Source organism: Endozoicomonas sp. GU-1, assembly GCF_027366395.1.
GTDB lineage: Bacteria > Pseudomonadota > Gammaproteobacteria > Pseudomonadales > Endozoicomonadaceae > Endozoicomonas.
Window position 1 is genome coordinate 694,207 of sequence record NZ_CP114771.1, and the last position, 17,562, is coordinate 711,768.

At 50.6% G+C, this 17,562-nt stretch carries 9 protein-coding genes; all 9 read right to left on the reverse strand.

Going from position 1 to position 17,562, the window contains the following annotated elements; translation table 11 throughout:
* Nucleotides 1–53: 53 nt before the first annotated feature.
* The 9 genes from O3276_RS02815 to O3276_RS02855 all read right to left on the reverse strand — a co-directional run bounded on the left by O3276_RS02815 (nucleotide 54) and on the right by O3276_RS02855 (nucleotide 17,551).
* Complete coding sequence (locus O3276_RS02815; protein ID WP_269674273.1) at nucleotides 54–2,867, reverse strand: RAP domain-containing protein; 2,814 nt, start codon at nucleotides 2,865–2,867, stop codon at nucleotides 54–56.
* 322 nt (nucleotides 2,868–3,189) lie between these two features.
* Complete coding sequence (locus tag O3276_RS02820; RefSeq protein ID WP_269674274.1) at nucleotides 3,190–5,949, reverse strand: RAP domain-containing protein; 2,760 nt, start codon at nucleotides 5,947–5,949, stop codon at nucleotides 3,190–3,192.
* Between the two features lie 237 nt (nucleotides 5,950–6,186).
* A complete protein-coding gene (locus O3276_RS02825; RefSeq protein ID WP_269674275.1) occupies nucleotides 6,187–8,544 on the reverse strand; it encodes an RAP domain-containing protein in 2,358 nt (785 codons plus the stop codon).
* A 112-nt stretch (nucleotides 8,545–8,656) separates the two neighbouring features.
* Nucleotides 8,657–8,815: a hypothetical protein gene (locus tag O3276_RS02830; RefSeq protein ID WP_269674276.1), complete on the reverse strand. Its 159-nt coding sequence runs from the start codon at nucleotides 8,813–8,815 to the stop codon at nucleotides 8,657–8,659.
* Nucleotides 8,816–9,039: 224 nt separating this feature from the next.
* A complete protein-coding gene (locus O3276_RS02835) occupies nucleotides 9,040–11,532 on the reverse strand; it encodes an RAP domain-containing protein (RefSeq protein WP_269674277.1) in 2,493 nt (830 codons plus the stop codon).
* Between the two features lie 97 nt (nucleotides 11,533–11,629).
* Nucleotides 11,630–11,791: a hypothetical protein gene (locus O3276_RS02840; protein WP_269674278.1), complete on the reverse strand. Its 162-nt coding sequence runs from the start codon at nucleotides 11,789–11,791 to the stop codon at nucleotides 11,630–11,632.
* A 103-nt stretch (nucleotides 11,792–11,894) separates the two neighbouring features.
* The gene (locus tag O3276_RS25410; RefSeq protein ID WP_332328240.1) at nucleotides 11,895–14,102 is read right to left on the reverse strand and encodes a DUF1601 domain-containing protein; all 2,208 of its coding nucleotides are present in this window, start codon (nucleotides 14,100–14,102) and stop codon (nucleotides 11,895–11,897) included.
* Entirely contained in the window at nucleotides 14,042–14,602 is a 561-nt protein-coding gene (locus O3276_RS02850; protein WP_269674279.1) for a hypothetical protein, read from the reverse strand. The genes O3276_RS25410 and O3276_RS02850 overlap by 61 nt, the downstream gene beginning before the upstream one ends.
* Before the next feature lie 105 nt (nucleotides 14,603–14,707).
* On the reverse strand, nucleotides 14,708–17,551 hold the full coding sequence (locus O3276_RS02855) for an RAP domain-containing protein (protein WP_269674280.1): 2,844 nt from the start codon (nucleotides 17,549–17,551) through the stop codon (nucleotides 14,708–14,710).
* Between the last annotated feature and the right edge of the window lie 11 nt (nucleotides 17,552–17,562).

The window sequence follows — 17,562 nt, forward strand, 5'->3', positions numbered from 1 at the left end:
ATTCCTTCCCGGTATGGGAAAAAGGTTCTTGCGTCATAATACGAGGAAGACAATTACTGGTTGTTTGTTTTCTTCCTCTTTGCGGGTTTACCGGTTTGCTCCTCTGAATGTTCTTCTGCTGTTAAGTAACCGTGATCTGAGGGTTGCCTGCCTTTATCAGCAGTAACGTATGCCTCATCTGCCCACCTTCTTTTAAGTGATACAGAGCCATGCCCCGGTGGCGGAAAGCCTATCCTGGTCTTTATTTGATCAATGTATGGCTTCATTAAATCCTGACTCAAGAGCCTGTTAACCGGAATTTCAATGACCTCAAATCCTGCTTTTTGCAACAGTGCGATTTTCAGCAGAGTAGAACCATTCCTGGTGGTGAAATCACCACCCACGTAATGAGAGGGACCCTGAACTTCAATCACCAGGTTGTGATCTGGCAGTAGCAGGTCAACCGGAGGCAGTGAGTTCAGACTTTTTTCTTCTTCAATCCGCAAAGAGGGAATACATGATTGCAGCTGATTGCACACGACGGTTTGAGGCTTTGAAATGATTGTCGGGTAATGGGGGACCAGCGGACACGCTCTGCCAAGCCAACTTGTGGCCATGGCAAGGATGGATTGTTCCTCTGCATTGTCTGGGGAGGTATCTTCCAGGCGAGAAAACAGGTCATTGATATGTTTTTCAAGACAGTTATTTTTGTTGGAATTGGAGGCCAGAGACAACCTGGCACAGCCTGCCATTACTCCCCATAGAGACATTAATATGGTTTGTTGAGAGAGCTGAGGGTTTTCACTGATTCGGTAGACAAGCGATTCGAACGTAGAAGTCACCACGTTCAGTTCAACGAGCTCACCCAGTTTTGCCACGGCCCACAGAAGGTTGGCGATTTCCTGTGGTTGAAAGTGAGCTTGCTGCGCGTTTACGTGGGGCAACAGCGCGGCCACGGCCTCTTTGAGCTCGGGTTTTCGCTCTTGGTTGTTGTCCGACAGTTTCGCGATGACCCAAAACAGGTTGGCGATTTCCTGTGGTTGAAAGTTAGCTTTGTGTGCGTTCACGTAAGGTAACAGCGCGGCCACAGCCGCGTTGAACTCTGGTGTCTGCTCCTGCCCGTTGTCCACCAGTTTCACCATGGCCCACAGCAGGTTGGCGATATGCTGAGGCGTAAATTGGTCTTTCTGTGCGTTCACGAAAGGTAACAGCGCGGCCACAGCCTCTTTGAGTTTGGCTGTCAGCTTATGGCCGTTGTCCACCAGTTTCGCCATGGCCCACAGCAGGTTGCTGACTTCCTGCGGTTTAAAGCAGGCTTTCTGTGCCTTCACGTGGGGTAACAGCGCGGTCACTGCCTCTTTGAGCCCCGGTGTCCACTGCTGATCGTTCTCCACCAGTTTCGCCATGGCCCACAGCAGGTTGGCACTGGGCTGTGCATTAAATCGGTCTTTATGTGCTTTTACCCTGGGCAACAGCGCGACCACGGCCTCGTTGAACTCGGGTGTTCGCTCCTGGCCGTTGTCCACCAGTTTCCCCATGGCCCACAGCAGGTTAGCGATTTCCTGTGGTTTAAAGTGAGCTTTCTGTACGTTGACGCAGGGCAACAGCGTGGCCACGGCCTCTTTGAGCCCCGGTGCCCACTTCTGACCGTTGACCAGTTTCGCCATGGCCCACAGCAGGTTAGCTACACCCTGACCGGTAAAGTTGGCTTTCTGTGCATTTACGTGGGGCAATAGCGCGGCCACGGCTCCGTTGAGTACTGGTGTTCGTCCCTGACCGTTATCCACCAGTTTCGCTATGGCCCACAGCAGGTTGGCAATATGCTGAGGAATAAATTGGTTTTTTTGTGCGGTCACGAGAGGTAACAACGCGGCCACGGCCTCGTTGAGCGCTGGTGTCTGCTCCTGCCCGTTGCCAACCAGTTTCGCTATGGCCCACAGCAGGTTGGCGATATGCTGAGGAGTAAAGTGGCCTTTCTGTCTGTTCACATAAGGTAAAAGCGCGGCCAGGGCTTCCTTGAAACCTGGTGCCTGCTCATGTCCGTTGTCTACCAGCTTCGCCATTGCCCACAGCAGGTTGGCAATTCCCTGGGCTGTAAAATTAGCTTTCTGCACATTTACGCGGGGCAATAGCGCGGCCACGGCCCCGTTGAATTCTGGTGTCTGCTCCTGTCCGTAGTCCGCCAGTTTCGCCATGGCCCACAGCAGGTTGACGATATGCTGAGGAATAAAATAGTTTTTTTGTGCGTTCACTTGGGGCAATAGCGCGGCCACGGCCCCGTTGAACTCAGGTGTCTGCTCCAGCCCGTTGTCCACCAGTTTCGCCATGGCCCACAGCAGGTTGACGACACCCCGGGGATCAATATTCATGGCTTGAGGTTTTTGGTTGCACTTGAATATGATTGCATCAAGCAGCGTTGACAATAAGGCAGCCTGAGTACGCTTGACACGCTCACCCATGGGGTTAGGAGTAAAAACACCAGCTGAAGTAAATGAGTGAAATGTTGTCGTCAGGCTTCGCCAATTCCAGCTTGGCGTTGCGGTAAAATTTTGCAGGAAACCTATCAGGTGGCTTTGTTCAGTTCGATTTAACGGTCTTTTAGCAGCTGACGTGTATTTTTTAATTGAGCTGGCATATTGACCGTGATGCTTCCCATCATAGCGATGACCAATCCGGTCAGATTGAGTCACCAGACCATCCATTATTTCCTGTTTGATGAGGTTATTAAAATCCAGAGTGTGGTTTACTGAACGGCGCTGTAGATGTTGAAAAGAGCAGGCGGCAGAAGAATAGTAAGATTCATTACGCCCCGGGGCTGTGCGGGGGGGGATGGCACCATTGTCTGACTGGGGCGTGTCTATATCGCCCACGCCTTGAAGAGGCGGCATGGTCCTTCGGTTGGTTGTTATCATTACCTGATCTTGTGTATTGACCAGTGATACCAGCAGAGCTTCTATCCATAATTATATTTCATTAATTCATGGAAATATAAAAAGCAGACTGTGGTTCTTTTCAGAAGTTCATTTTGCTGGAATGTTGGTTAATACCAATTCCACCTTCTAAATATGAACTGCGCAGCCATTTTGGACAGCTGGATCTTCGTTGGAATTCCTCGCAATAGCCCTGCTATTACTCGTCATTCCGCCTTGCCCAGCTGTCCAAAATGACTTGCTCGATCTCATATTTAGAAGGCGGAATTGGTATAACTACTTACTGGCTGGTTGTTTTTTTCCTCTTTCCTGGTTTGCCGGTTTGCACTTTTGAATGTTCTTCGGCGGTTAAGTAACCATGATCTGAGGGTTGCCTGCCTTTATCTGCAGTAACGTATGCCTCATCTGCCCGCCTTCTTTTAAGTGATACTGAGCCAAGCTCCTGTGGCGGGAAGCCTATCCTGGTCTTTATTTGATTAATGTATGGTTTCATTAAATCCTGATTCGAGAGCATGTTAACCGGAATTTCAATGACCTCAAATCCTGCTTTTTGCAACAGTGCGATTTTCAGCAGAGTCGAACCATTCCTGGTTTTGAAATCACCACCCACGTAATGAGACGGTCCCTGAACTTCAATCACCATGTTGTGATCTGGCAGTAGCAGGTCAACCGGAGGTAATGAATTCAGACTCTTTTCTTCTTCAATCCTCAAAGATGGAATAGATGATTTGAGTCGATCACGGAAGTCGACCTGGGTTTTTGAACTGTTTGTCTGGTAATGGCAAACGACCGGACAGGCTCTGCCAAGCCAACTTGCGGCCATGATCATGATGGATTGATCCTCTTCATTATCTGGCGATGTATTTTCCAGGCGAGTTAACAGGTCATCCATGTGCTTTTCAAACACGTTATTTTTATGAGCATTGGAGTCCAGAGCCAACCTGGCACAGCATACCATGACTCCCCAGAGAGAGATCAGTATCTCTTGCTGAGAGAACTGAGGGTTTTCACTGATTCTGCAGACAAGAGATTTGAACGTGGATGTAAACACGTTCAGCTCAATGAGCTCACCCAGATTTGCCGTGGCCCACAGCAGGTTGGCGATATGCTGGGGAATAAATTGCTCTTCTTGTGCGATCACGTGGGGCAACAGCGCGGCCACGACCTCGTTGAGCTCTGGTGTCTGGTCCTGCCCGTTGTCCACCAGTTTCGCCATGGCCCACAGCAGGTTGGTGATTCCCTGGGCATTAAATTGGTCTTCTTGTGCATTCACGTGGGGCAATAGCGCAGCCACGGCCTCGTTGACCCCGGGTGTCTGCTCCTGCCCGTTGTCGACCAGTTTCGCCATGGCCCACACCAGGTTGGCGATACCCTGTGGTTTAAAGTTAGCTTTCTGGGCATTCACGAGGGGCAACAGCGCGACCACGACTTCTTTGAGTTCTGGTGTCTGCTCTTGCCCGTTGTCTACCAGTTTCGCCATGGCCCACAGCAGGTTGGCGATAGCCTGTGGTGTAAAGTTGGCTTTCTGTGGCTTCACTTGGGACAAAAGCGCGGACCCAGCCGCGTTGAGATCTGGTGTCTGCTCCTGCCCGTTGTCGACCAGTTTCGCCATGGCCCACACCAGGTTGGCGATACCCTGTGGTTTAAAGTTAGCTTTCTGGGCATTCACGAGGGGCAACAGCGCGACCACGACTTCTTTGAGTTCTGGTGTCTGCTCTTGCCCGTTGTCGACCAGTTTCGCCATGGCCCACACCAGGTTGGCGATACCCTGTGGTTTAAAGTTAGCTTTCTGTGCATTCACGAGGGGCAACAGCGCGGCCACGGCTTCTTTGAGTTCTGGTGTCTGCTCCTGCCCGTTGTCCACCAGTTTCGCCATGGCCCACAGCAGGTTGGCAATATGCTGAGGAATAAATTGGTCTTTCTGTGCGTTCACGAGGGGCAACAGCACGGCCACGGCCCCTTTAAGCCCTGGTGTCTGCTGCTGGCCGTTGTCCACCAGTTTCGCCATGGCCCACAGCAGGTTGGCGATATGCTGAGGAATAAATTGGTCTTTCTGTGCGTTCACGAGGGGCAACAGCATGGCCACGGCCCCTTTAAGCTCTGGTGTCTGCTTCTGGCCGTTGTCCACCAGTTTCGCCACGGCCCACAGCAGGTTGGCGATCTGCTGAGGAATTAATTGGTCTTTCTGAGCGTTCACCAGGGACAACAGTGATGCCACGGCCTCGTTGAGCCCCGGTGTCAGCTCCTGCCCGTTGTCCACCAGCTTCGCCATGGCCCAAAGCAGGTTGGCAGTATGCTGAGGAATAAATTGGTCTTTTTGTGCGTTGATGTGGGGCAACAGTGCGGCCACGGCCTCGTTGAGCCCCGATGTCAGCTCCTGCCCGTTGTCCACCAGTTTCGCCATGGCCCACAGCTGGTTGGCGATACCCTGGGCATCAATATCCCGTGCTTCAGGTTTTTGGTTGCACTTGAATCTTATTGCATCAAGCAGAGTGGACAATAAGGCAGCTTGAGTGAGCTGAACACGCTCATCCATGGGCTTAAACGGGGTAAAAACACCCGCTGAAGTAAAGGAATGAAGTGTTGTCGTAAGACTTCGCCAATTCCAGCTCCGCGTTGCTGTGAAATTTTGCAGCGAACGCATCAGCTGGCTTTGTTCCGCTCGATTTAACGGTCTTTTAGCAGTTGACGTGTATTTTTTAATTGTACTGGCATATAGGCCGTGATCTCTCCCATCATAGCGATGACCGAAACGGTGCGATTTACTCACCAGGCCATCCATTATTTCCTGTTGGGTGAGCGCATTAAAATCTTGAGCAGGATTTACTGAACGGAGCAGTAGGTATTGATAAGAGTATGCGCTAGAAGATTGGTAAAATTCATTACGCCTTGGGGCTGTGCGGGGGGGAGGATCCCATTGTCTGACTGTGATATGTCTGTATCGTCCGCGCCTTGAAGAAGCGGCATGGTCATTCGGTTGGTTGTAATCATTATTTGATCTTGCGTATTGACCACTGATACCAGCAGAGCTTCTATCCATAATTATATTTCATTAATTCATGAAAATATAAAAAGTAGACTGTGGTTCTTTTCAGAAGTTCATTTTGCTGGAATGTTGGTAAACGTAAACGGCTGGCGAAATACACCTGCTCCTGATGCCATCAATCCGTTATTTTCAAGTCATCCGGGTCGAGATGTTTGGGCATCAGGTGTTCAACACTGCCATTCCTTCCCGGAATGTGACAACGGTTCTTGAGTCATGATGGTAGGAAGGCGATTACTGGCTGGTTGTTTTCTTCCTCTTTCCTGGTTTACCGGTTTGCTTCTCTGAATGTTCTTCGGCAGTTAAGTAACCGTGATCTGAGGGTTGCCCGCCTTTATGGGCCGTAACGTATGCTTCATCTGCCCACCTTCTTTTAAGTGATACAGAGCCATGCCCTGGTGCCGGTAAGCCTATCCTTGTCTTTATTTGATCAATGTATGGCTTCATTAAATCCTGACTCAAGAGCCTGTTAACCGGAATTTCAATGACCTCAAATCCTGCTTTTTGCAACAGTGCGATTTTCAGCAGAGTCGAACCATTCCTGGTGTTGAAATCACCACCCACGTAATGAGACGGTCCCTGAACTTCAATCACCAGGTTATGATCTGGCAGTAGCAGGTCAACCGGAGGTAATGAATTCAGACTCTCTTCTTCTTCAATCCTCAAAGATGGAATGCATGATTGGAGTTGATTGCGGAAGTCGGATTGAAGTTTTGAAACGATTGTCTGGTAATGGGGGACGAACGGACACGGTCTCCCAAGCCAACTTGCGGCCTGGGCAATGGTGTGTTGATCCTCTTCATTGTGCAGTAATGTATTTTCCAGTCGGGTAAACAGGTCATCCATGGGCTTTTCAAGCACGTGATTTTTATTGGCATTGGCGACCAGAGACAGTCTGGCACAGCAGACCATTACTCCCCAGAGAGATATCAATATGGCTTTCTGAGAGAGCTGATGGTTTTCACTGATTCGGTAGACCAGCGACTCGAACGTGGATGTAACCACGTTCAGCTCAACGAACTCACCCAGTTTCGCCATGGCCCACAGAAGGTTGGCGATTTCCTGTGGTTTAAAGTTAGCTTTCTGTGCGTTCACGTGGGGCAACAGCGCGGCCACGGCCTCGTTGAGCCCTGGTGTCTGCTTCTGTCCGTTGTCCACCAGTTTCGCCATGGCCCACAGCAGGTTGGCGATACTCTGGGCATTAAACCGGCCTTTCAGTGCGCTCACCAAGGGCAACAGCTCGGCTACGGCTTCTTTGAGCCCTGGTGTCTGCTCCTGCCCGTTGTCCACCAGTTTCGCCATGGCCCACAGCAGGTTGGCGATTTCCTGTGGTTTAAAGTGAGCTTTCTGTATGTTCACGTGGGGCAACAGCGCGGCCACGGCCTCGTTGAGCTTTGGCGTCCGCTCCTGACCGTTGTCCACCAGTTTTGCTACGGCCCACAGCAGGTTGGCGATTTCCTGTGGTTTAAAGTGAGCTTTCTGTATGTTCACGTGGGGCAACAGCGCGGCCACGGCCTCGTTGAACTCTGGTGTCCGCTCCTGACCTTTGTCCACCAGTTTTGCTACGGCCCACAGCAGGTTAGCGATTTCCTGTGGTTTAAAGTGAGCTTTCTGTATGTTCACGTGGGGTAGCAGGGCGACCATAGCCTCTTTGAGTTCTCGTGTCCGTTCCTGCCCGTTGTCTACCAGTTTCGCCATGGCCCACAGCAGGTTGGCGATATCCTGGGCATTAAATTGGTCTTTCTGTACGTTCACGCGGGGCAACAGCGTGGCCACAGCCTCTTTGATTTCTGGTGTTTGCTCCTGCCCGTTATCCACCAGCTTTGCCATGGCCCACAGCTGGTTGGCGATATGCTGAGGAATAAATTGGTCTGTCTGTGCGTTCACGTGGGGCAATAGCGCGGCCACGGCCTCGTTGAGCCCAGGTGACCGAGCCTGACCGTTGTCCACCAGTTTCGCCATGGCCCAGAGTAGGTTGGCGATACCCTGTGGTTTAAAGTTAGCTTTCTGTGTGTTCACGAGGAGCAACAGCGTGGCAACGGCTTTGTTGAGTTCTGGTGTCCGCTCCTGCCCGTTGTCCACCAGTTTCGCCATGGCCCACAGCAGGTTGGCAATATGCTGAGGAATAAATTGGTCTTTCTGTGCGTTCACGTGGGGCAACAGTGCGGCCACAGCCGCGTTGAGCCCTGGTGTTCGCTCCTGCCCGCTGTCTGCCAGTTTCGCCATGGCCCACAGCAGGTTGGCGACACCCTGGGCATCAATATCCCTGGCTTCAGGTTTTTGGTTGCACTTGAATATTATTGCATCAAGCAGAGTGGACAATAAGGCAGCTTGAGTGAGCTGAACACGCTCATCCATGGGCTTATGCGGGGTAAAAACACCCGCTGAAGTAAATGAATGCAGTGTTGTCGTCAGGCTTCGCCAATTCCAGCTCCGCGTTGCTGTGAAATTGTGCAGCAATCGCATCAGCTGGCTTTGTTCCGCTCGATTTAACGGTCTTTTAGCAGTTGACGTGTATTTTTTAATTGAACTGGCATATAGGCCGTGATCTCTCCCATCATAGCGATGACCGAAACGGTACGATTTACTCACCAGGCCATCCATTATTTCCTGTTGGGTGAGCGCATTAAAATCTTGAACAGGATTTACTGAACGGCACAGTAGATAGTGAGAAGAGTATGCGCTGGAAGATTGGTAAAATTCATTACGCCTTGGGGCTGTGCGGTGGGGGAGGATCCCATTGTCTGACTGTGATATGTCTGTATCGTCCGTGCCTTGAAGAAGCGGCATGGTCATTCGGTTGGTTGTAATCATTATTTGATCTTGCGTATTGACCACTGATACCAGCAGAGCTTCTATCCATAATTATATTTCATTAATTCATGAAAATATAAAAAGCAGACTGCTGTTTTGTTCAAAAGTTCATTTTGCTGAAATGTCTATAAATGTAAACGGTTGGGGAAATACATCTACTCCTGATGCCATTAGTCCGTTATTTGCAAATCATCCGGGGCAACAGGTGTTCAACGCTGGCATTCCTTCCCGGAACGTGAAAAAGGTTATTGAGTCATGATGGGAGGAAGGCGATTACTGGCTGTTTGTTTTCTTCCTCTTTGCGGGTTTACCGGTTTGTTCCTCTGAATGTTCTGCGGCAGTTAAATAACCGGGATCTGAGGGTTGCCTGTCATCAGCAGTAACGTATGCCGCATCTGCCCAACTTCTTTTAAGTGATACAGAGCCATGCCCATGCGGCGGGAAGCCTATCCTGGTCTTTATTTGATCAATGTATGGTTTCATTAAATCCTGATTCCAGAACCTGTTAACCGGAATTTCAATGACCTCAAATCCTGCTTTTTGCAACAGTGCGATTTTCAGCAGAGTTGAACCATTCCTGGTTTTGAAATCACCACCCACGTAATGAGAAGGGCCCTGAACTTCAATAACAATGTTGTGATCTGTCAGAAGCAGGTCAACCGGAGGCAGTGAGTTCAGCCTCTTTTCTTCTTCGATCTTCAAAGATGGAATAGATGATTGGAGTTGATCGTGGAAGTCGGCCTGGGTTTTTGAAATGCTTGTGTGGTAATGGCGAACGATCGGACAGGTTCTGCCAAGCCAACTTGCAGCCATGGTAATGATGGATTGTTCCTCTTCATTGTCTGGCGATGTATTTTCCAGACGAGTGAACAAGTCATCCATGTGTTTTTCAAGCCAGTTATTGTTATTGGAGTCCAGAGACCATCTGGCACAGCAAACCATTACCCCCCAGAGAGACATCAACAGGCCTTGCTGTGAGAGCTGAGGGTTTTCACTGATCCGGTAAACAAGCGATTCGAACATAGAGGTCACCAGGTTCAGCTCAACGAACTCACCCAGTTTCGCCGTGGCCCACAGCACATTGGCGATTTCCTTTGGCTTAAAGTTAGCTTTCTGTGTGTTCACGTGGCGCAACAGCGCGGTCACGGCCCCGTTAAAGTCTGGTGTTTGCTCCTGCCCGTTGTCCACCAGTTTCGCCATGGCCCACAGCAGGTTGGCGATTCCCTGTGGTTTAAAGTTATCTTTCTGTGCGTTCACGTGTGGCAACAGCGAGTGCACAGCCTCTTTAAGCTCTGGTGTCCTATCCTCACCGTTGTCCACCAGTTTCGCCATGGCCCATAGCAGGTTGGCGATTTCTTGTCGGTTAAAGTTAGCTTTCGCTGCATTCACGTGAGGCAACAGCACGGCCACGGCTTTGTTGAGTTGTGGTGTCCGATCCAGGCCGTTGCCCACCAGTTTCGCCGTGGCCCATAGCAGGTTGGCAATTTCTTGTGGAGTAAAGTTAGCTTGCGCTGTGTTGACGAGTGGCAACAGTGCGGCCACGGACTCTTTGAGCAGCGGTGTCCGTTCCAGCCCGTTGTCCACCAGTTTCGCCATGGCCCATAGCAGGTTGGTGATTTCTTGTGGGTTAAAGTTAGCTTTTGCTGTGTTCACGAGTGGCAGCAGCGCGGCCGTGGCCTCTTTGAGCAGCGGTGTCGGCTCCAGCCCGTTGTCCACCAGTTTCGCCATGGCCCACAGCAGGTTGGTGATACCCTGGGCATTAAATTGGTCTTTCTGTGCGTTTACGCGGGTTAACAGCGCGGCCACGGCCTTGTTCAGTTCTGGTGTCCGCTCCTGCCCATTGTCCACCAGTTTCGCCATGGCCCACAGCAGGTTGGTGACACCCTGGGCATTAAATTGGTTTTTTTGTGCGTTCACGTGGGGCAACAGCGCCGCCACAGCCTCTTTGAGCACTGGTGTCTGCTCTTGCCCATTGTCCACCAGTTTCGCCATGGCCCACAGCAGGTTGGTGGTATGCTGCGGAATAAATTGGCCTTTCTGTATGTTCACATGGGGTAAAAGCGTGGCCAGGGCTTCCTTGAAGCCTCGTGCCAGCTCCTGTCCGTTGTCTACCAGCTTCGCCATGGCCCACAGCAGGTTGGCGATTCCCTGGGCGGTAAAGTTAGCTTTCTGCACATTTACGTGGGGCAATAGCGCGGCCACGGCTGCGTTGAATTCTGGTGTCCGCTCCTGTCCGTAGTCCGCCAGCTTCGCCATGGCCCACAGCAGGTTGACGATATGCTGAGGAATAAATTGTTTTTTCTGTGGGTTCACGTGGGGCAGTAGCGCGGCCACGGCCCCGTTGAACTTTGGTGTCTGCTCCTGGCCGTTATCCACCAGTTTCGCCAAGGCCCACAGCAGGTTGGCAACACCCTGGGCAGCAATATCCCTGGCGTGAGATGCTTGGTTGCACTTGAAAATTATTGTATCAAGTAGCGTTGACAATAAGGCAGCCTGAGTACGCTTGACACGCCCATCCATGGGGTTATGAGGGGTAAAAACACCCGCTGAAGTAAATGAATGCAGTGTGGTCGCCAGACTTAGCCAATTCCAGCTTCGTGTTGCTGTGAAATTTTGCAGCAAACGCATCAGCTGGCTTTGTTCAGCTCGATTTAACGGTCTTTTAGCAGCTGATGTGTATTTTTTAATTGAACTGGCATATAGACCGTGATCTCTCCCATCATAGCGATGACCGAAACGATCCGATTTACTCACCAGACCATCCATTATTTCCTGTTTGATGAGAGCATTAAAATCTCGAGCATTGCTTATTGAACGGCACAGTAGATATTGAGAAGAGTGTGTAGCAGAAGAATGGCAAATTTCATTGCGCTCCGGTGCTGTGCGGGGGGGGATGACCCCATTGCCTGACTGTGGCATGTCTATATCGCCCACGGCTTGAAGAAGCGGCATGATCCTTAGGTTGGTTGTCATCATTGCCTGATCTTGGGTATTGACCACTGATACCAGCAGGGCTTCTATCCATAATTATATTTCATTAATTCATGAAAATATGAGAAGCAGACTGCTGTTTTGTTCAAAAGTTCATTGTGCAATAAAGTTTACTTAAGATGATGGGAGAAAGGGTATTACTGGTTGCTTGTTTTCTTCTTTGCCGGGTTGGGTTGCTCTGCTAAATGTTCTTCACCCGTAACGTGTGCAGCGCCTGCCCACCTTCTTTTAAGTGGTACAGAGCCATGCTCCTGTGGCGTGATGCCTATCCTGGTCTTTATTTGATCAATGTATGGTTTCATTAAATCGTTGTCAAAAAGCTGGTTAGCCGGGATTTCAATGACCGCAAATCCTGCTTTTTGCAGCAGTGCGATTTTCAGCAGAGTCGAACCCTTCCAGGTTTTGAAATCACCACCTACGTAATGAGACGATCCCTGAACTTCAATCACCATGTTGTGATCTGGCAAAAGCAGGTCAACCGGAGGCAGTGAGTTCAGACTCTTTTCCTCTTCGATCTGCAAAGATGGAATAGATGATTTGAGTTGATCGCGGAAGTCGGCCTGGGTTTTTGAAATGGTCGTCTGGTAATCGAGAATGACCGGACAGGTTCTGCCAAGCCAACTTGCGGCCATGATCATGATGGATTGATGCTCTTTATTATTTGGCGAGGTATTTTCCAGGCGAGTTAACAGGTCATCCATGTGCTTCTCAAGGATGTTATTTTTATTGGCATTGGAGTCTAGAGCCAACCTGGCACAGCATACCATTATTCCCCAGAGAGACATCGATATCTCTTTCTGAGAAAACTGCAGCTGCTCACTGATTCGATAGACAAGCGATTCGAACGTACAGGTAGCCAGGTTCAGCTCAATGAGTTCACCCATTTTGGCCGTGGCCCACAGCAGATTGGCAATACCCTGGGCATTAAATTGGTCTTTCTGTGCGTTCACAAGGGGCAACAGCGCGACCACAGCTTCGTTGAGCCCTGGTGTCTGCTCCTGCTCACTGTCCGCCAGTTTCGCCATGGCCCACAGCAGGTTGGTGACACACTGAGCATTAAATTGCTCTTTCTGTGCATTTACGTTGGGCAACAGCGCAGCCACAGCTTCGCTGAACTCCGGTGTCTGCTCGTACCTGTTGTCCACCAGTTTTGCCATGGCCCACAGCAGGTTAGTGATATGCTGGGGAATAAATTGGTCTTTCAGTGCATTTACGCTGGGCAACAGCGCGGCCACAGCATCTTTGAGCTCTGATGTTTTTTTCAGCCCTTTGTCCACCAGTTTCGCCATGGCCCACAGCAGATTGGCGATATGCTGAGGAATAAACCGGTCTTTATGTGTGTTCACCAGGGGCAACAGCACGGCTATGGCTTTGTTAAGACCTGGTGACCGCTGCAGTCCTTTGTCCACCAGTTTTGCCATGGCCCACAGCAGGTTGGCGACATGCTGAGGAATAAACTGGTCTTTCTGTGCATTCACGTGGGGCAACAACGCGGCCACGGTCTCGTTCAGTTCTGGTGTCTGCTCCTGGCCGTTGTCCACCAGCTTCGCCATGGCCCACAGCAGGTTGGCAATAGCCAGGGCAGTAAATTGTTCTTTCTGTGCGTTCACGTGGGGCAACAGCCCGGCCACGGCCTCTTTGAGCTCTGGTGTCGGCTCCAGCCCGTTGTCCACCAGTTTTGCCATGGCCCACAGCAGGTTGGCGATACCCTGGGCATTAAACTGGTCTCTTTGTGCATTCACGCGGGGTAACAGTGCGGTTACGGTCGCTTTGAGTTCTGGTGTCCGCTCCTGGCCGTTGTCCACCAGTTTCGCCATGGCCCACAGCAGGTTGGCGATATGCTGAGGAATAAACTGGTCTTTCTCTGCGTTCACGTGGGGCAACATTACGGCCACAGCCTCTTTGAGGCCTGATGCCCACTTCTGGCCGTTGTCCACCAGTTTCGCCATGGCCCACATCAGGTTATTGATTTCCTGTGGTTTAAAGTCAGTTTTCTGGGCATTCACGCTGGGCAACAGCGTGGACACGGTCTCGTTGAGTTCTGGTGTCTGCTCCTGCCCGATGTCCACCAGTTTCGCCATAGCCCACAGCAGGTTGGCGATTCCCTGAGGAATAAATTGTTTTTTCTGTACGTTCACATGGGGCAACAACACGGCCACGGCCTCTTTGAGCTCTGGTATCCGGTTCTGCCCGCTGTCCACCAGTTTCGCCATGGCCCACATCAGGTTGGCGATTCCATGGGCATCAATATCCCGGGCGGGAGGTTTTTGCTGGCACTTGAATATTATTGCATCAAGTAGCGCCGATAATAAGGCAGCTTGAGTACGCTTAACACGTTCATCCATGGGTTTATAAGGGGTAAAACCCCCGCTGAAGTCAATGAGTGCAGTGTTGTCGTCAGGCTTCGCCAATTCCAGCTCCGCGTTGCTGTGAAATTTTGCAGTAAACGCATCAGCTGGCTTTGTTCCGCTCGATTTAACGGTCTTTTAGACGCTGACGTGTATTTTTTTATTGAACTGGCATAGTGGCCGTGATCTCTCCCATCATAGCGATGACCGAAACTATCCGATTTACTCACCAGATCATCCATTATTTCCTGTTTGATGAGGGCATGAAAATTTTGAGCAGGGGTTACTGAACGGCGCAGTAAATATTGAGAAGGGCCTGCGGCAGAAGAATGGTAAAATTTATTACGCCCCGGAGTTGTGCGTGGGGTATTATCCCGTTGTCTGACTGTGGCTTGTCCATATCGCCCACGCCTGGAAGCGGCACGGTCATTCGGTTGGTTGTCATTATTACCTGATCTTGCGTATTGACCACTGATACCGGCAGAACTTCTATCCATAATTATATTTCATTAATGCATGAAAATATAAAAAGCAGACTACTGTGCAGTTCAGAAGTTCATTTTGTGGAAAAGTTTACTTGAGTCATGATGGGAGGAAGGCGATTACTGGCTGTTTGTTTTCTGCCTCTTTGCCGGGTTGGTTTGCTCTTGTAAATATTCTTCACCAGTAACGTATGCAGCATCTGTCCACCCTCTTTTAAGTGAAACAGAGTCATGCCCCTGTGGTGGTATGCCTATCCTGATCTTTATTTGATCAATATAGGGTTTCATTAAATCGTTGCTCAAAAGCTGGTTAGCCGGGATTTCAATGACCTCAAATCCTGCTTTTTGCAACAGTGCGATTTTCAGCAGAGTCGAACCATTCCTGGTGTTGAAATCACCACCCACGTAATGAGACGGTCCCTGAACTTCAATAGCCATGTTGTGATCTGGTAGCAGCAGGTCAACCGGAGGCAGTGAGTTCAGACTCTTTTCTTCTTCAATCCTCAAAGATGGAATTGATGATTGGAGTTGATCACGGAAGTCGACCTGGATTTTTGAAATGTTTGTATGGTATGGGCGAACGAGCGGGCAGGTTCTGCCAAGCCAACTTGCAGCCATGGTAATGATGGATTGTTCCTCTTTATTGTCTGGCGATGTATTTTCCAGACGAGTGAACAGGTCATCCATGTGTTTTTCAAACACGTTACTTTTATTGGCATTGGAGTCCAGAGTCAACCTGGCACAGCATACCATTACTCCCCAGAGAGACATCAATATCGCTTGCTGAGAGAGTTGAGCGTTGTCACTGATTCGATAGACAAGCGATTCGAACGTAGAGGTAACCACGCTCAGCTCAACGAGTTCACCCAGTTTCGCCATGGCCCAAAGCAGGTTGGCGATACCCTGAGGAATAAATTGGTCTTTCTGTGAGTTCACGAGGGGCAACAGCACGGCCACGGCTTCTTTGAGCTCTGCTGACTGTTCCTGCCCGTTGTCCACCAGTTTCGCCATGGCCCACAGCAGGTTGGTGACACACTGGGTATTAAATTGGTCTTTCTGTGTGTTCACGCAGGTCAACAGCACAGTCACCGCTTCGTTGAACTTTGGTGTCTGCTCGTACCTGTTGTCCACCAGTTTTGCCATGGCCCACAGCAGGTTGGTGATATGCTGGGGAGTTAATTTGTCTTTCAGTGCATTTACGTGGGGCAACAGCGCGGCCACAGCATCTTTGAGCTCTGGTGTTTTCTCCAGTCCGTTGTCCACCAGTTTCGCCATGGCCCACAGCATGTTGGCAATATGCTGAGGGATAAACAGGTCTTTCTTTGCGTTCACTTGGAGCAACAGCACGGCCAAGGCCTCGTTAAGACCTGGTGTCCGTTCCAGCCCGTTGTTCACCAGTTTTGCCATGGCCCACAGCAGGTTAGTGATTTCCTGTGGTTTCAAGTGAGCTTTCTGTGCGTTCACGTGGGGCAACAGCGCGGCCAGGGCCCTTTTGAGCTCTGGTGTCGGCTCCTGCCCGTTGTCCACCAGTTTCGCCATGGCCCACATCAGGTTGGCGATTTCTTGGGCATTAAATTGGTTTTTCTGTGCGTTCACGCGGGGCAACAGCGCGGCCACGACCTCTTTGAACTCTGGTGTCCACTCTTGGCCGTTATCCACCAGTTTCGCCATGGCCCACAGCAGGTTGGCGATATGCTGAGGAATAAATTGGTCTTTTTGTGCCTTAACGTGGGGCAACAACGCCGCCACGGCCTCTTTGAGTTCTGGTGTCCGCGCCTGCCCATTGTCCACCAGTTTCGCCATGGCCCACAGCAGGTTGGCGATATGCTGAGGAATAAATTGGTCTCTCTGTGCATTCACGCGGGGCAACAGCGCGGCCGCGGTCTCGTTGAGCTCTGGTATCCGCTCCTGCCCGATGTCCACCAGCTTCGCCATGGCCCATAGCAGGTTGGTGATAGCCTGAGGAATAAATTGGTCTTTCTGTGCGTTCACATGGGGCAACAGCGCGGCCACGGTCTCTTTGAGTCCTGGTATCCGGTCCTGCCTGTTGTCTACCATTTTCGCCATGGCCCACAGCAGGTTGGCAATGCCCTGGGCATTAAGTTGGTTTTTCTGTGCCTGCACGAGGGGCAACAGGGCGGCCACGGCCTCGTTAAGCTCTGCTGTACGCTCCTGCCTGTTGTCCAGCAGTTTCGCCATGGCCCACACCAGGTTGGTGACTTCCTGTGGTTTAAAGTGAGCTTTCTGTGCGTTCACGTGGGGCAACAGCGCGGCCATGGCCTTGTTGAATTCTGATGTCTGCTCCTGCCCGTTGTCCACCAGTTTCGTCATGGCCCACAGCACGTTGGCGATTCCCTGGGCATCGATATCCCATGCTTCAGCTTTTTTGTTGCACTTGAATCTTATTGCATCCAGTAGCGTTGACAATAAGGCAGTTTGAGTACGCTTGACACGCTCATCAATGGGTTTATGAGGGATAAAAACACCTGCTGAGGTCAATGAGTGAAATGTTGTCGTCAGGCTTCGCCAATTCCAGCTCCGCGTTGCTGCGAAATTTTGCAGCAAACGCATCAGCTGGCTTTGTTCCGCTCGATTTAACGGTCTTTTAGCAGCTGATGAGTATTTTTTAATTAAACTGGCATACAGGCCGTGATCTCTCCCATCATAGCGATGACCTAAACGATCCGATTTACTCACCAGATCATCCATTATTTCCTGTTTGATGAGGGCATGAAAATTTTGAGCAGGGTTTACTGAACGGCGCAATAAATATTGAGAAGGGCCTGTGGCAGAAGACTGGTAAAATTTATTACGCCCCGGGGTTGTGCGTGGGGTATTATCCCGCTGTCTGACTGTGGCTTGTCTATACCGCCCACGCCTGGAAGCAGCATGGTCATTCGGTTGGTTGTCATTATTACCTGATCTGGCGTATTGACCACTGCTACCGGCAGAACTTCTATCCATAATTATATTTC

What these genes read in the sequence shown, in the direction of transcription:
- O3276_RS02815 (WP_269674273.1), bottom strand. Translation starts at nt 2,867, where the DNA reads ATGCCGCCTCTTCAAGGCGTGGGCGATATAGACACGCCCCAGTCAGAC.
- O3276_RS02835 (WP_269674277.1), bottom strand. Translation starts at nt 11,532, where the DNA reads ATGGATGGTCTGGTGAGTAAATCGGATCGTTTCGGTCATCGCTATGAT.
- O3276_RS02830 (WP_269674276.1), bottom strand. Translation starts at nt 8,815, where the DNA reads ATGGATAGAAGCTCTGCTGGTATCAGTGGTCAATACGCAAGATCAAAT.
- O3276_RS02840 (WP_269674278.1), bottom strand. Translation starts at nt 11,791, where the DNA reads ATGGATAGAAGCCCTGCTGGTATCAGTGGTCAATACCCAAGATCAGGC.
- O3276_RS25410 (WP_332328240.1), bottom strand. Translation starts at nt 14,102, where the DNA reads ATGGATGAACGTGTTAAGCGTACTCAAGCTGCCTTATTATCGGCGCTA.
- O3276_RS02850 (WP_269674279.1), bottom strand. Translation starts at nt 14,602, where the DNA reads ATGGATAGAAGTTCTGCCGGTATCAGTGGTCAATACGCAAGATCAGGT.
- O3276_RS02855 (WP_269674280.1), bottom strand. Translation starts at nt 17,551, where the DNA reads ATGGATAGAAGTTCTGCCGGTAGCAGTGGTCAATACGCCAGATCAGGT.
- O3276_RS02820 (WP_269674274.1), bottom strand. Translation starts at nt 5,949, where the DNA reads ATGGATAGAAGCTCTGCTGGTATCAGTGGTCAATACGCAAGATCAAAT.